The sequence below is a fragment of the Cellulosimicrobium cellulans genome, assembly GCF_016921195.1.
Lineage (GTDB): Bacteria > Actinomycetota > Actinomycetes > Actinomycetales > Cellulomonadaceae > Cellulosimicrobium > Cellulosimicrobium cellulans_F.
Window position 1 is genome coordinate 53837 of the sequence record NZ_JAFGYF010000006.1, and the last position, 14344, is coordinate 68180.

Annotated in this window: 14 protein-coding genes; 8 read left to right on the top strand and 6 right to left on the bottom strand. The window is 74.6% G+C overall.

All coding sequences use genetic code 11. From position 1 onward, the window contains the following. Positions 1 to 52: 52 nt before the first annotated feature. From JN535_RS13460 to JN535_RS21290, 3 genes are all read left to right on the top strand, one after another. Positions 53 to 709 (top strand): GNAT family N-acetyltransferase, encoded by a 657-nt coding sequence (locus JN535_RS13460; RefSeq protein ID WP_240201145.1) that lies wholly within the window; start codon positions 53 to 55, stop codon positions 707 to 709. A 61-nt stretch (positions 710 to 770) separates the two neighbouring features. Next, positions 771 to 1685, top strand: coding sequence for a GNAT family N-acetyltransferase (locus tag JN535_RS13465; protein WP_205206071.1), 915 nt, complete (start codon positions 771 to 773; stop codon positions 1683 to 1685). 70 nt (positions 1686 to 1755) lie between these two features. Further along, positions 1756 to 2181: a carboxymuconolactone decarboxylase family protein gene (locus JN535_RS21290; protein ID WP_307868706.1), complete on the top strand. Its 426-nt coding sequence runs from the start codon at positions 1756 to 1758 to the stop codon at positions 2179 to 2181. Positions 2182 to 2264: 83 nt separating this feature from the next. Here the strand turns inward: JN535_RS21290 and JN535_RS13475 are convergent, their stop codons facing one another. After that, on the bottom strand, positions 2265 to 4997 hold the full coding sequence (locus JN535_RS13475) for a DEAD/DEAH box helicase (protein WP_205206072.1): 2733 nt from the start codon (positions 4995 to 4997) through the stop codon (positions 2265 to 2267). A 115-nt stretch (positions 4998 to 5112) separates the two neighbouring features. Between JN535_RS13475 and JN535_RS21590 the strand changes: the two genes are divergently transcribed. Then, positions 5113 to 5706 (top strand): YdeI/OmpD-associated family protein, encoded by a 594-nt coding sequence (locus JN535_RS21590; protein WP_307868708.1) that lies wholly within the window; start codon positions 5113 to 5115, stop codon positions 5704 to 5706. Between the two features lie 16 nt (positions 5707 to 5722). Here the strand turns inward: JN535_RS21590 and JN535_RS13485 are convergent, their stop codons facing one another. After that, complete coding sequence (locus tag JN535_RS13485) at positions 5723 to 6532, bottom strand: aminoglycoside 3'-phosphotransferase (RefSeq protein WP_205206074.1); 810 nt, start codon at positions 6530 to 6532, stop codon at positions 5723 to 5725. 47 nt (positions 6533 to 6579) lie between these two features. Beyond that, positions 6580 to 7590: a 3-methyladenine DNA glycosylase gene (locus JN535_RS13490; protein ID WP_374100508.1), complete on the bottom strand. Its 1011-nt coding sequence runs from the start codon at positions 7588 to 7590 to the stop codon at positions 6580 to 6582. 200 nt (positions 7591 to 7790) lie between these two features. Here JN535_RS13490 and JN535_RS13495 point away from each other — a divergent pair, with 200 nt between their 5' ends. Continuing rightward, complete coding sequence (locus JN535_RS13495; RefSeq protein WP_205206075.1) at positions 7791 to 8786, top strand: DUF4190 domain-containing protein; 996 nt, start codon at positions 7791 to 7793, stop codon at positions 8784 to 8786. Between the two features lie 25 nt (positions 8787 to 8811). Then, positions 8812 to 9759, top strand: a complete 948-nt coding sequence (locus JN535_RS13500; protein WP_205206076.1) for a hypothetical protein — start codon at positions 8812 to 8814, stop codon at positions 9757 to 9759. A 39-nt stretch (positions 9760 to 9798) separates the two neighbouring features. Here the strand turns inward: JN535_RS13500 and JN535_RS13505 are convergent, their stop codons facing one another. The 3 genes from JN535_RS13505 to JN535_RS13515 are packed head-to-tail and all read right to left on the bottom strand — an operon-like array spanning position 9799 to position 12469. Beyond that, positions 9799 to 10179: an MmcQ/YjbR family DNA-binding protein gene (locus JN535_RS13505; protein ID WP_205206077.1), complete on the bottom strand. Its 381-nt coding sequence runs from the start codon at positions 10177 to 10179 to the stop codon at positions 9799 to 9801. 55 nt (positions 10180 to 10234) lie between these two features. Further along, positions 10235 to 11242 carry an aldo/keto reductase gene (locus tag JN535_RS13510; protein ID WP_205206078.1) on the bottom strand — a complete coding sequence of 336 codons (1008 nt, stop codon included), beginning with the start codon at positions 11240 to 11242 and terminating at the stop codon, positions 10235 to 10237. 9 nt (positions 11243 to 11251) lie between these two features. Continuing rightward, positions 11252 to 12469: a heparan-alpha-glucosaminide N-acetyltransferase domain-containing protein gene (locus JN535_RS13515; protein WP_205206079.1), complete on the bottom strand. Its 1218-nt coding sequence runs from the start codon at positions 12467 to 12469 to the stop codon at positions 11252 to 11254. Positions 12470 to 12609: 140 nt separating this feature from the next. Between JN535_RS13515 and JN535_RS13520 the strand changes: the two genes are divergently transcribed. Together JN535_RS13520 and JN535_RS13525 are read left to right on the top strand one after the other, a co-directional pair. After that, the gene (locus JN535_RS13520) at positions 12610 to 13500 is read left to right on the top strand and encodes a methyltransferase domain-containing protein (RefSeq protein WP_205206080.1); all 891 of its coding nucleotides are present in this window, start codon (positions 12610 to 12612) and stop codon (positions 13498 to 13500) included. 59 nt (positions 13501 to 13559) lie between these two features. Beyond that, complete coding sequence (locus tag JN535_RS13525) at positions 13560 to 14342, top strand: fumarylacetoacetate hydrolase family protein (RefSeq protein ID WP_205206081.1); 783 nt, start codon at positions 13560 to 13562, stop codon at positions 14340 to 14342. Positions 14343 to 14344 lie beyond the last annotated feature (2 nt).

Here is a 14344-nt window from a genome sequence, read left to right on the forward strand (position 1 = left end):
CGGCGGGGCGCGACCGGGAGCGCGGACGGGTCCTTCGGCGTAGCGTCGGGGCGTGACGAACCGTGGCGGGACGCGAGCCGGCAGGCCCGGGGTCGTCACGGTGCGCCCGGCGAACGAGGTGACGTGGGACCACCTCGCGACCGTGTTCGGGGACCGTGGCTACCCCGCGAGGTGCTGGTGCCAGCGCCAGGTGCTGGGCGACCGGGTCTGGTACCGGACGCCGCCCGAGGAGCGTGCCCGCCTGCTGCACGAGCAGACGAGCTGCGGCGACCCGGGAGCGCCGACGACCAGCGGCCTGGTCGCGTTCCTCGACGCCGACCCCGCTGGCTGGGTCGCTGTCGGTCCGCGCCCGACCTACCGACGGCTGCGCGGTAGCCCTGTCCCGTGGCGGGGCCGGTCCGTCGGCGCGGCGCAGGACAAGGACGACCCCGGCGTGTGGGCCGTCGCGTGCTTCGTGGTGCGGGCGGGCTTCCGCGGGCTCGGCCTCAGGTACGACCTCGCCCGCGCGGCGGTGGGCTTTGCACGCGAGCACGGGGCGGTCGCCGTCGAGGGATACCCGATCCTCGACCCGTCGGGAGCGCCCATCACGTGGGGCGAGAACTCCGTCGGCAGCGTCCAGGCGTTCCGCGCGGCGGGCCTCGTGGAGGTGGCGAGGCCGACGGCGCGGCGCCGGGTCATGCGCCTCGACCTGCGTCCCGGGGACCGCTGAGGAGAAGCCGCGCGCCGCAAAGGGCGTGCCCGACGCCGGTGCCGTGGTGTCTGATCGAGCCATGACGATCCAGGCGTGCACCCCGGAGGTCGGCGAGCTGGGCGAGGTCGTGGACGTGCTGCGCACGTGGCAGGACGACGCGGTACCGCTGCAACTTCACCCCGGCGACGTGGGCTGGTACTGGCGGTTCGGCGCGGCCGCGACGGCCGCCGCGCTGCGGACGTGGCGCCGCGACGCGCGGGTCGTCGCCGTCGGGCTGCTCGACGGCCCGGACCTGCTCCGGCTCGCGATCGCCCCCGACCTGCTGCACGACGAGGAGCTCGCGCACCGCCTCGCCGACGACGCCGCCCGACCCGAGCGCGGCGTTCTGGGGAAGGGTGCGGCGTCGGTGGAGGCGCCGGTGGGAGCCCTCGTGGACGAGCACCTGGCCGCGGCGGGCTGGCGCGTCGGCGAGCGGTGGGCGCTCCTGCGCCGCGACCTGGCCACCCCGGTCGAGGACCCGGGCGTCCGGGTCCGCGAGGTCGGTCCGCCCGAGGCCGCCGCGTGGGCCGAGACGCTCCGCTCGTCGTTCGGCGGGACGCGGGCCGCGCCGGAGCGCTGGCACGCGCTCGCGTCCGGGATCCCGTACGCCGACGCGCGGTGCCTCGTCGTGCACGACGGCCCGTCCGACGGCGGCCCGTCCGACCGCGAGGCCGCGGAGGTCCGCCCCGAGCGTGCCGTGGCGGTGGTCGGCGTCTGGTCGGCCGGCTCGGGCCGACCCGGGCTGATCGAGCCCATGGGAGTGCACGCCGACCACCGAGGCCAGGGTCTCGGCCGAGCGGTCACCCTCGCCGGCCTGGCAGCGCTCCGCGAGCTGGGCGCCCCGAGCGCGCTCGTCGCGACGCCGGCGTCCAACGTCGCCGGCGTCGCGACGTACGCCTCCGCGGGATTCACCCACCTGCCGGAGCGGTTCGACCGGCAGCGCGACGGCTCCTGACCGCGCCGCCGGCGCCGCCAGGAGTGAGACCGTCGACACGGGTCGCGCCCCGTCCCTTACGCTGCTCGGCGTGACGCAGGGGAACTTCACGGACGACCGACCGACCACACGCGCGGAGCGCTACGAGCACGGGCGAGAGGTGTTCGGCTCCGTCAACGCGACGGCGGGCGCCGTCCTCGCCGAGGCGCTCGCGGACGTGTCGCCCGAGCTCGAGCACCAGATCTCGGCCTGGGCGTACGGGGAGATCTACGCGCGCCCGCACCTGGAGCCGCGCGACCGGCAGCTCGTCACGCTCGGGATGCTCAGCGCCCTCGGCGGGTGCGAGCCCCAGCTCGAGATCCACGTCCGCACCGCGCTCGACGTCGGTCTCACGCCGACCGAGATCGTCGAGGCGCTCCTCCAGTCGGCCGTCTACTGCGGGTTCCCGCGGGCGCTCAACGCGACCGCCGTGGCGAAGCAGGTCTTCGCCGAGCGCGGGCTGCTGCCGCTCTCCTGAGCGCGGCGGGGCGCCAGGGCGCTCCGACCCGGGGCGCGCGGCCGTGGCGCCCGTCCGGTCGCCTCCGTCCCGTGGCGCCCGGCCTACAGCGGCCCGACGGCCAGGACCGTCACGACCGGCTCGCCCGCCTCGTCGCTCGCGGCGAGGTCGACGCTCGCCGTGATCGCCCAGTCGTGGTCGCCCGCCGGGTCGTCGAGCACCTGCCGCACGAGCCACGTGCCCGCGGGGACCACGCCGCCGGGGGCGTGCTCCGCCGTCGGGCCCTCGTGGCCCGCGGGCAGCGCGGCGCCCGCCTCGACGACCCGGAACAGCGCCGCCGAGCGTGCTCCGGGCCCGATGCCGATCGCGTCGTCGCCCTGGTCCTCGAAGAGCGGGTCGAGCGCGTCGCCCCACGCGTCCGCGTCCCAGCCCGCGCCGCCGTCGAGCGCGCCGAGCGCGCGGTAGTCCTCGCGCGCGGCGAGCTCGACGCGCCGGAACAGCGCGTTGCGCACGAGGCGGCGGAACGCGCGCGGGTTGCCCGTGACGGGACGCGTCGGCGCCTCGGCACCCGCCCCGGAGAGCGGGCCGTCGCCCACCTCGGTGTCCGCGTCGTCGTCGACCGGGTGCGCGAGGCGCTCCCACTCGTCGAGGAGAGAGGAGTCGACGCCGCGCACGAGCTCGCCGAGCCACTCGACGATCTCCTGCACCTCCTCGGTGCGGTGCTCCTCGGGGACGACCTGGCGCAGCGCGCGGTAGGCGTCCGCGAGGTAGCGCAGCACGACGCCCTCGGTGCGCTCGAGCCCGTAGACCGACACGAACTCGGCGAACGTCATGGCGCGCTCGACCATGTCGCGGACCACGGACTTGGGGGAGAGCTCGGCGTCGGCGACCCACGGGTTGGACCGCTTGTACATCGCGAACGCGGGCGCCAACAACTCCTCGAGCGGCTTGGGCCACGTGATCTCCTCGAGCAGCGCCATGCGCTCCTCGTACTCGTACCCCTCGGCCTTCATCGCCGCGACGGCCTCGCCCTTGGCGGCGTTCTGCTGGGCGTAGAGGACCTGGCGCGGGTCGTCGAGCGTGGCCTCGATGACGGAGACGACGTCGAGCGCGTGGGTCGCGCCCTCCACGTCGAGCAGGTCCAGGGCCGCGAGCGCGAACGGCGACAGCGGCTGGTTGAGGGCGAACTCGCGCGGCAGGTCGCCCACGAGACGCACGCTCGGGCGGTAGCCGGCGGGGCGCGACGGGTCGGGGAGGCGCACGCGCTCGACGATCCCCGCGACGCGCAGCGAGCGGTAGATGCGGAACGTCTGGCGCACGTGCTCGCGGCGCTGCGACTCGGTGTCGTGGTTCGCGAGGAGCAGGTGCCGCATGGCCTCGACCGGGTCGCGGCGCGGGTCCGTCGCGTCGACCTGCCCGCCGCGCCCGTGCTGCGCCGTGCGCGCGAGGACGTTGAGCACCATGGCGTGCGTGACGGTGAAGTGGCTGGTCAGTGGCTCGGGCTCGGCGTCGCGCAGGCGCTCGAACGTCGCGTCGGTCCAGTTCACGGACCCCTGCGGCGCCTTCTTGCGGACGATCTTCTTGAGCTTCTTCGGGTCGTCGCCCGCCTTGGCGAGCATCTTGCGGTTCTCGATGACGTGCTCGGGCGCCATGACGAGCACCTCGCCCACGGTGTCGTAGCCGGCGCGACCCGCGCGCCCGGCGATCTGGTGGAACTCGCGCGCCGTGAGGTGGCGCATGCGCTCGCCGTCGAACTTCACGAGGCTCGTGAGCAGCACGGTGCGGATCGGCACGTTGATGCCGACGCCGAGCGTGTCCGTGCCGCACACGACCTTGAGCAGGCCGGCCTGCGTGAGGCGTTCGACGACGCGCCGGTACTTGGGCAGCATGCCCGCGTGGTGCACGCCGACGCCGTGCCGCAGGAACTTGCTGAGCGTCTTGCCGAACCCGGTGCCGAAGCGGAAGTCGCCGAGCTCGGCGGCGATCGCCTCCTTCTCGGACTTCGTCGCGACGTTCATCGACAGCAGCGACTGCGCGCGCTCGACCGCGTCCTTCTGCGTGAAGTGCACGACGTACACGGGCGCGCGGCGCGTGCTGACGAGCTCCTCGATGACCTCCGTCAGCGGCTCGACGACGTAGCTGAAGTGCAGCGGGACGGGACGCTGGGCCGTGGTCACCTCGGCGACGGGACGGCCCGTGCGCTCCTCGAGCTCCTCGACGAACCGGGTCGTGTCGCCGAGCGTCGCGGACATGAGCAGGAACTGGGTGTTCGGCAGCTCGAGCAGCGGCACCTGCCACGCCCAGCCGCGCTGCGGGTCGGCGTAGAAGTGGAACTCGTCCATGACGACCTGCGAGATCGCGTCCTCGTCGTCGGCCGGGTTCTCACCGCCGCGGCGCAGGGCGATGTTCGCGAGGATCTCGGCGGTGCAGCAGATGATCGGGGCGTCGGGGTTCACGGCGGAGTCGCCCGTCGTCATGCCCACGTTCTTGGACCCGAACGCCGCGACGAGCGCGAAGAACTTCTCGCTGACGAGCGCCTTGAGCGGCGCCGTGTAGTAGGTGCGGCCGCCGCGGCCCGAGCGGTGCGCGGCGAGCGCGGCGAACTGCGCGCCCATCGCGACGAGCGACTTCCCCGAACCGGTGGGCGTCGACAGGATGACGTGCGAGCCGGTGACCAGCTCGATGAGCGCCTCGCTCTGGTGCGGGTAGAGCTCGAGGCCCTGCTCCGTCGCCCACGTGGTGAACCCCTCGTAGAGCGCGTCCGGGTCGGGGGCCTTGCCCGTCGGTGCGGGCACGTGCGCGAGGAGAGCCGGGGTGCGGCCGGTCGTGGTGGTCACGGGACGAGTCTGTCAGGTGTCGCGAGCGCTACCGCCGCATCGCGGTCTCGGCGGGCCCCTGGTCACCTCCGGGTCGACGCGGCACGCTGGTAGTCCACCGACGACGGAGGTGCACGTGACCGACGAGTTCCAGGGCAGGCCCGCCATCCACGCGGAGACGCCGCAGGAGTGGCGCGCATGGCTCGCCGCGCACCACGACGATCCCGAGCCCGGGGTGTGGCTGCTCACCTGGCGCCGTGAGAGCGGCCGGGTCACCTACGGGTACGAGCCCTGGATCGAGGAGGCGCTGTCCTACGGGTGGATCGACGGGCAGGCCAAGACGGTCGATGCCGACCGGCACGCGCTGTGGTTCACGCGCCGCCGGCGTGGCAGCCGCTGGACGCGGCTGAGCAAGGAGCGCGTCGCCCGCGTCGAGGCGGACGGGCGCATGACCGACGCGGGCCGCGCCGTCGTCGAGTCGGCGAAGGCCGACGGGTCGTGGACGCGGCACGACGACGCCGAGGCCCTCGTGGTGCCCGACGACCTCGCCGCGGCGCTCGCCGAGAGGCCGGGCGCGCGCGAGCGCTTCGACGCGTTCACGCCGGGTGTCCGGCGCTCCATCCTCGGCTGGATCGTCGAGGCGAAGCGGCCCGAGACCCGCGCGCGCCGGATCGCCGAGACCGCCGAGCAGGCCGAGAAGGGCGTCGCGGCGCACCAGCCGCGCCGCTAGGACACGTGGTGGGCCGTCAGGAGAGGTCCCAGAGCAGGCGGTAGTAGGCGATGCGCTCGGGGTCCGGGTCGATGCCGTAGCCCGCGTACACGTCGCCGTCGTACCCGGGACCGTAGTTCCACTCGGTGCTCCAGGCCGCGACGGCGAGGTCGGCCCAGCGGTCCGCGACCCCGAGCGAGCCGAGGTCGACGTGCGCGGCGAACGAGCCGTCGTCGTGCAGGAGCGTGTTGGGCACGCACGCGTCGCCGTGGCACACGACGAGCCGGTCGACGGCGGGCGGCTCGTCGAGGCGGGCCCTCGCCTCGGCGACGGTGAGGCCGCGGTGCTCGGGGAACCACTCGTGCGGGCCCGAGCCCTGGGCGAGGCGCGCGTCCGCGTTCGCCGCGCGGTCCTCGACGGCCCAGGTGAAGGGGCACGCCTCCACGGGCAGCGCGTCGTGCAGCGCGCGCAACCCTCTCCCGATCGCGACGGCGGCGGTCGCCGGGTCGGCGACCCAGCGCGGCTCGACGGCGGAGCGACCCGGGACGGCGCGCGTGACGAGCCAGGCGCCGTCGTCGTCGGAGCCCTGGGCGAGGACGTGCGGCACCCGGGCGCGGTCGCCGACCCAGGCGAGGCGTGCGGCCTCGCCGGGAAGGTCGATCTCGGGCGTGCCCGTGGGCACCCACTTGGCGAACCGGGTCCCGCCGGCGCCGTCGAGCCGGAACGTCAGCCCCCCGAGCACGTTGCGCCACACGGGGGTGAGGGCGTCGTCGCCCGCGAGCGCACGGACGGCGTCCGGCACGACGACCGGGCCGGTCGGGACGGCGGCGATCGGGGCGCGGCTCATGCGCGCGATCCTCGCACGACCTCGGGCAGCGACGTGACGGCACCGCGTCAGCGAGACGCCGGCGCACCGCCCTCGGACGCGTCCCGACCGCCGAGGAGCGCGTCGCACACGGTGAGCAGCCGTGCGCGCAGCGCCGCCCCGCGCTCTGCGAAGGCGCGCTGGTGGCGCACGTACTCGGCCTTGCCCTCGGGCGTCTCGATCGCGACGGGGTCCAGCCCGTACGACGACACGTCGTAGGGCGACGCCTGCATGTCGACGACGCGCACGTCGCGCGCGAGCTCGAAGCAGTCGAGCACGAGGTCGCCCGGGACGGCGGGGGTGAGCTTGAGGGCCCACTTGTAGAGGTCCATGGTCGCGTGCAGGCAGCCGGGCTGCTCCAGGGCGGGCTGGGTCTCGCGCGTCGGCTGCAGGCGGTTGAGCGGCCCGGCCTCGGGGGTGAAGAACCGGAACGCGTCGAAGTGCGAGCACTGCACGGGGTGGGACTCGACGACGCGGTCGGTGCCGTCGTGTCCGAGGCGCAGCGGCAGCGGGTGCCGGTGGTCGCGTCCGGCGGCCCGGTCGCGGTAGACCATCGCCCACTCGTGCAGCCCGAAGCACCCGAACCGGCCGGGACGCGAGGCCGTGGCGGAGAGCAGGGCGTGCAGGTAGCGCACCGTGTCGCCGCGCTCGGCGAGGAACGTCGCGGTGTCGAGCGTCAGGCCGTCGGGCGTCTCGCGGTACCACCGCCACGCGGCGCGCGCGGAGTACGGGTCGGCGGTCTCGGCGTCTGTGCGGGGCGCGGGCACGGCCGCGGGCGGGTGGTCCGCCGGCCGGGCGAGGACGACGTCGGGGCCCGGGTGCCAGCGGCGGAGCTGCGCGGGGCGCGTGGGGTAGTAGGTGAAGAGGAAGTCCTCGATCGCGTGCTTCTCGCCGCGCGGCTTGCGGTCCCGCCACCCCGCGGTGAACGCGTCCGCCCGCTCGGCGTGGGCGTGCTCGCGCGCGGCCCACTCCTCGGCCGCGAGCACGACGGCGCCGCCGACGGCGGTCGTGGGGGAGGCCGTGGCGGCGGTCGGGGGCACGGTTCCAGGGTACGAGAGTCGCTGCGGGGCTTCGTCGACTCGCTTTCACCCGGACGATATTTTCCCGATGTGGGCGCGAGCGGGAAGAATGCTCGTGAACGTGCTGTGAAGGCCCGGCACGCCCGACCGGGACGACCTCGTGTCGCCCCGTCACCCGACCCGTTTGGACCGATCTCGCGGCGACGCCGCGGAGGAGCACCATGTCGCAGCCGCCCACGGCACCGCAGGACCCGTACCAGTTCGACCCCTACCGGCCGCAGGGTGGCGACCCGGCGCAGCAGGCGCCGGTGCACGACGCCTGGGCGCCGCAGGGCGAGACGCCGACGCAGCCGTACGGCTCGGCCGACGCGTACGGCACCCCGGGCTACGGCGCGGCGTCGGACCAGCCTGCCTACGGCGCGGGTCAGGCGCCGGCGTACGGCGCGGACCAGCAGCAGGCGTACGGCCAGCCCTACGGCGACCCGGCGCAGCAGCCGTACCCGCAGGCGTACCCGGACCCGGCGCAGCAGCCGTACGGCAGCCCGTACGGGGGCGGCTACTCCGCGTACACCGCGCCTTCCTCGACGACGAGCACGGTCGCGATCATCGGCTTCGTCCTCGCGATCCTCGGTTTCCTGGGGAGCTGGATCCCGTTCGTCAACATCTTCGCGGCCCTGCTCGGCATCACCGGCGTGGTGCTCGGGTTCGTCGGGCTGTCCCAGGTGAAGCAGGGACGGTCGGGCAAGGGCTTCTCGATCACGGCGATCGTGCTCGGTGTGCTGTCCGTCCTGGCGACGATCCTCATGTGGGTGGTCTTCGTCGTCGCGGCCAACGAGGCGTCGACGCAGTACGAGCAGACGCTCTCCGAGATCCAGGAGGACTCCGACCGCGCGTTCGGCGAGGCCACCGAGGACATCCTCGCCAACGACCTCGGCGTCGAGTTCGGCACCTTCGAGGGCACCGCTGACGAGTTCGGCTGGGTCGAGTCCTCGCTGCCGGTCACGCTCACCAACACGTCCGACGAGCCCCTCACGTTCGACATCGATGTGGACGCGGTCGCCGCCGACGGCACCGTGATCGAGAGCGACTGGGCGTACTCCGAGACGCTGGAGCCGGGCGCCTCGGAGACGGTGGAGATCTTCGACTTCATCGACGCCGAGAACCTCGAGGCCATGAAGACGGCCACGTTCGAGGTGACCGAGGCGAGCGCGTACTGACGCCGCGCGGAACGGAGCATCGAGCGTGAAGGACCCCGAAGCACCGCCCGGGGCGAGCTCGAACGAGCCCGCCTGGGGCACGGCGCCCGGCACCGGTCGAGGCGACGCCGAGCGCGTCGCCGCGACCGGCCACGAGGACCCGGGCACGCCGCCCGGCTCCGGCGAGGACGACCGCGGGAAGGGCGACCCTGCACAGTCCTCCGCCCCGTCGCACGGAGGCGGGCGGTGGTCGTGGACCACGGCCGCGCTCGTGGCGGCGACCCTCGGTGTCCTCCTGGTCGTCGCCGTGCTCGCCACCGAGGCGGTGACGGCGCGGCGCGGCTGGGCGCACGTCGGAGGCCTCTATGCGGCGGCGGGCGCCGCGGTCGTCGCGGTGGGTGCGGTCGTGTGGCGGCGGGGCTCCCGTGGCGTGGCCGGGGCGACGCGTGCGCTCGTCGCGCTCCTGACCGGCACCGTGGTGCTCACCGCGTGGGTGACGGTCGACGTCATGACGGCTGGCGGGCCTGGGTACGGTCCCGGCAGCTCGCTGCGCGGGTACCCGCTCGGCGGAGGTCACGACGAGGGGCCCGAGATCGGCGCGGCGTCGGACCGGGTCTGGTACGGCGAGTCGGTGCGCTACACGGACGGCCTGGTCGTCTCCGTCGCGGCCCCGCAGCCGTACACCCCGACCGAGCACGCCGCGGGGCACGAGGACGGCCATCCGCACGTGGTCCGCCTGCGGGTGCGCGTCACCAACGGCACGGGCCGGGTGCTCGAGCCGGCCGGCCTCGACGTGCAGCCGGTGTCGGGCGGGCTCGTCGCCCGCAAGGTCTACGACTACGCGCCGGACGTGCTGCTCGACCGCCCGGACGAGATCGCTCGCGGGACGAGCGCCGAGTGGGACCTCGTGTACAGCGTGCACGACCCGGAGGACGTCATCGTCGGCGTCGACCCGACGTGGGCGAACTACGCCGTGGCCGTGTTCTCCTGGTGACCCCCGGGCGGTCCGTGGGTCGCCCCGCACCTGGCGGGGTCACTCCGTGCGGCCGAGGTACTCCTGCGCGAGCCACTTCGGGGCGCGGGCCAGCCACGCGTCCTGCAGCAGCTCCTCGAGCTGCGGCACGGCGACGTGGTCGAGGCGCGCGAGCACGATCGGGTAGCCGTCGAAATGGCTCGTCGTGAGGAAGACGTCCGGGGCGTCGCCGAGCAGCGCCGCCTTCTCCCCCTCGTCGGCGACGCGGAACGCGACCGGCGGCTCGGCGGGTGCGGCGTCGCCGAGCTCGTCGAGGTCCTTGGCCCGCAGGGGCCGCTCCCAGACGAACAGCTTGCCGTGCACGGTCCACTGCCGGGGCCCCTTGAGGTCCGTGCCCGGCAGCACCGCCACGATCCGCTCGACGTCGTCCCACGAGGCCATGCGTCCACGGTAGGCCGCCCGCCGACGGCGGACCACACGACCGGCCGCCGGGCCGTCAGAAGGGCGCGACCTTCCCGAGCGGCGGGAAGATCTCGTCGAGCTCGGCCAGGTCCTCGGCCGTCGGGGCCCAGGCCCCGGCCGCGGCGTTCTGCCGCACCTGCTCGGGCTTCGTCGCGCCGGCGATGACGCTCGACACCTGCGGGCGCGACAGCAACCACCCGAACGCGACCTGCACCTCGGTGATCCCCCGCACCTGGCAGAACGCGCCGAGGCGCGCGAGCGCCTCCCACGGCGCCGACTCCAGGAGGTGCGGCTTCGTCGTGACCAGGCGGCCGTCGTCGGGCCGCGCGCCGTGCGCGTACTTGCCCGTGAGCAGGCCGTTCGCGAGCGGGAAGTAGGGCAGCACCCCGAGCCCGTACGCGGACGCGGCGGGCAGCACCTCGAGCTCGGCCGCGCGGTCGACGAGGTTGTACTGGTTCTGCGCGGACACGAAGCGCACGGTCCCGGCGGCGCGGGCGGTGAACTCCGCCTCCGCGATCTGCCACCCGGCCCGGTTCGAGTGCCCGACGTAGAGCACCTTGCCCGCCCGCACGAGGTCGTCGAGCGCCGCGAGCGTCTCGTCGACCGGGGTCCGCGGGTCGGGCGTGTGGAACTGGTAGAGGTCGATCCGGTCGGTGCCCAGACGGCGCAGGGAGTCCTCCACGGCACGCACGACGTAGCGTCGCGACCCGCGCGCGTCGAAGTCGTCGCCGGCCGCGCCCCGCATCGACATGCCGAACTTCGTCGCGACCACGACGTCGTCGCGGCGCGACCCGAGTGCTTGGCCGAGCAGCTCCTCGCTCAGCCCCGGGCGGCCGCCGTACGTGTCGGCCGTGTCGAAAAACGTCACGCCGGCGTCGATCGCGGCGTCGACGACGGCGCGCGTGCCCTCGAGCGTCTCGGTCGCCGTGCGCGGGCGGCCGAAGTTGTTGCACCCCAGCCCGACGGCGGACACGGCCAGGCCGGACCGGCCGAGGCGGCGCAGGGCGGGGCGGGGTGCGGTTCCGTCGTTCGCAGTCGTCATGCCGCGACCCTACGACGGGACGCGCGCGCCCGTGACCGCGGACGCGCGCGTCGCCACCGCGGCGAAGACCCGTTCGAGCGGCCCGCGACCCAGCGCCCAGCGCCAGAGGGTCGCCACCGCGAGCGTGGCGAGGACGAGCGCGAGGAGGGGACCGTTCGTCGTCTGCTCGTAGGCCGCGTCGCCCCACGCCCAGAGCACCACGATCTGCGCCGCGTAGACCGTCAGCGCCATCGCGCCGACCGCGGCGACCGGGGCGAGCACCCAGCGACCGACCCGGCCCGCGAACAGGCACAGGCCCAGCAGCGCGACGGCGAACCCGCCGGACCCCACGACCTCCGGCAGGGTGTCGGTGTGCGGGCCGGCGAGCCACAGGTACGCGCTCGTCGGCCACGGGGCGGACCAGTCCAGCGGCTCGGGCCGGAAGCTGCTCGACCACACCGCCGCCACGTCCTCGACGGCCTGCGCCCCGCCGAGCTGGCCGGTCATCGTCGCCGAGACGCCGTACCCGATGCCCAGGGCGAGCAGCCCGCCGCCGACGAGCCCGATGCGCGTGGCGTTCGAGGACAGGTCGGAGCGCCCGATCGCGATCCCGACGAGCACGTACGCCATCCACACGACGGCGGGGTAGTGCCCGGAGACGAGGAAGTCCGTGAAGGCGCCCGAGCCGTCGTCGGGCAGGTGCAGCCGTGCGCGCGCGAGCACCTCGGGGAGCCAGTAGGCGAGCACCGGCCCGACCACCGCGACCGCACCCGCGAGCACGAGCAGGTCCCGGCGGCGCCAGCGCAGGAACGGCAGCGCGAGCACGAAGTAGGCGGCGTAGAAGCCGAGGATGAGCAGCACGCGCGTCCCCAGCAGGTCCAGCAGGCCCACGAGCCCGAGGAGCATCACGGCGCGCACGAGGATGCGCGTCCGGGTCTGCAGCGTGGGCAGCCCGTCGAGGGGCGTCCGGCCGCCCGAGACGATCGCGAGCGACACCCCCGCCACGAGCGCGAAGAGGATCGACGACCTGCCGTGCGCGAGCGAGAGCCAGCCGGAGACCTCGCCGAAGTTCTCGGAGGTGTAGCCGACGTGGGCGGTGAACATGCCGAGGACGGCGATCCCGCGCGCGACGTCGACCCCCGTGACGCGCCCGGGCCCGCCGAGCAGGCGGGCGGCGTGCCGCCGCGCGAAGCCGGGTGAGCGGGCGGGGTCGCCCGGGGACGAGGTCGTGCCGGTCGCGGCCGTCATGGGGGGATTGTCCGCGCGCGTGCGCGCTCGGACCGTGCCGCCACGCCGGTGCGGCCGGCGGCCGGACCCCGGCGCGGACCGCGCGACCAGAGTGTGAGAACGGGGTCGAGAACGGTGCACGTCCGGCCTACGGTGCGGGTATGACGCACACCCCCCACGGCGCCGACGCGGCCGCCGACCTCCACGCCGACGCCCCCACCGGGGCCGGCAGCGACCCCGCGCAGGAGTCCGAGTCGTACACGCACGGCCACCACGAGTCCGTGCTGCGCTCCCACCGGTGGCGCACCGCGGAGAACTCGGCCGGTTTCCTCCTGCCGCACCTGCGCGCGGGGATGAGCGTCCTCGACGTGGGCTGCGGCCCGGCGACGGTCACCGTGGACCTCGCCGACCGCGTGGCCGGGGGACGCGTCGTCGGGGTCGACGCGTCCGAGGCCGTCCTCGAGAGCGCGCGCGAGCTCGCCGCCCAGCGCGGCACCGCGAACATCACGTTCCAGCACGCGAACGCGTACGAGCTGCCGTTCGCGGACGGGACGTTCGACGTCGTCTACGCGCACCAGCTCCTGCAGCACCTCTCCGACCCGATCGCGGCGCTGCGTGAGATGAAGCGTGTCGCGAAGCCTGGCGGGCTCGTCGCCGTGCGCGACGCCGACTACGCGGCCATGACCTGGTACCCCGAGTCGCCGGGCCTGACCGAGTGGAACACGCTCTACCACGAGGTCACGCACGCGTACGGGTTCGAGGCCGACGCCGGGCGCCGCCTCTTCTCCTGGGTCCAGGACGCCGGGTTCGACCTCGACGGCATCGTGCCCAGCGCGAGCACGTGGTGCTACGCGACCCCCGCCGACCGCACCTGGTGGGGCGGGCTGTGGGCCGAGCGCTGCGTCGCCTCGAACTTCGCCGTGCAGGCGAAGGAGTCGGCGCTCGCGGACGACGTCGCGCTCGAGCAGCTCGCGCAGGACTGGCTGCGCTGGGCCGAGGAGCCCGCGGGCTGGTTCGCGGTGCTCAACGGCGAGGTCCTCGCTCGGGCGTGACCCTGCGTGCGGCACGGTCCCGCGCGGTCCCGCGGGCGCGGTGCGGATAGCCTGAGCCCGTGCGCATCGCGAGATTCACCACCGGAGACGACCCCCGCTACGCCCTCGTCCAGCAGGAGGGGGACCGCACGTACCTCGCGGTCCTCACGGGCGACCCGCTGTACATGCCCGTCACGCCGACGGGCGAGCGCATCGAGCTGGGCGACGGCGTCCGGCTCCTCGCGCCGGTGATCCCGCGCTCCAAGATCGTGGCGGTCGGTCGGAACTACGCCGACCACGCGAAGGAGATGGGCAACGACGTCCCGACCAGCCCGCTGCTGTTCCTCAAGCCGAACACGTCGGTCGTCGGCCCGGACGACCCGATCGTCCTGCCCGACTTCTCGCAGGAGGTCTCCTACGAGGCGGAGCTCGCGATCGTCATTGGCCGGCTCGCCAAGGACGTCTCGCCCGAGGCCGCGCCCGGCTACGTGCTCGGCTACACCGTCGCGAACGACGTCACCGCGCGCGACGCCCAGCGCACCGACGGGCAGTGGGCGCGTGCCAAGGGCTTCGACTCGTCGTGCCCGCTCGGCCCGTGGATCGACACCGACCTGAACCCCGAGGACGTCGGCGTCCGCAGTCGCGTCAACGGCGAGGTCAAGCAGGACGGTCGCACGAGCGACATGATCTTCGACATCCCCTTCCTCGTGTCGTACATCTCCGAGGCGATGACCCTGCTGCCCGGCGACGTCATCCTCACCGGCACGCCCGCGGGTGTCGGGCTGATCGACGTCGGCGACCGTGTCGAGTGCGAGGTCGAGGGCCTCGGCGTCCTGAGCAACCCGGTCGTCCGGCGCGGCTGAGA

What these genes read in the sequence shown, in the direction of transcription:
- JN535_RS13465 (WP_205206071.1), top strand. Translation starts at nt 771, where the DNA reads ATGACGATCCAGGCGTGCACCCCGGAGGTCGGCGAGCTGGGCGAGGTC.
- JN535_RS13485 (WP_205206074.1), bottom strand. Translation starts at nt 6,532, where the DNA reads ATGAGCCGCGCCCCGATCGCCGCCGTCCCGACCGGCCCGGTCGTCGTG.
- JN535_RS13495 (WP_205206075.1), top strand. Translation starts at nt 7,791, where the DNA reads ATGTCGCAGCCGCCCACGGCACCGCAGGACCCGTACCAGTTCGACCCC.
- JN535_RS13505 (WP_205206077.1), bottom strand. Translation starts at nt 10,179, where the DNA reads ATGGCCTCGTGGGACGACGTCGAGCGGATCGTGGCGGTGCTGCCGGGC.
- JN535_RS13510 (WP_205206078.1), bottom strand. Translation starts at nt 11,242, where the DNA reads ATGACGACTGCGAACGACGGAACCGCACCCCGCCCCGCCCTGCGCCGC.
- JN535_RS13515 (WP_205206079.1), bottom strand. Translation starts at nt 12,469, where the DNA reads ATGACGGCCGCGACCGGCACGACCTCGTCCCCGGGCGACCCCGCCCGC.
- JN535_RS13520 (WP_205206080.1), top strand. Translation starts at nt 12,610, where the DNA reads ATGACGCACACCCCCCACGGCGCCGACGCGGCCGCCGACCTCCACGCC.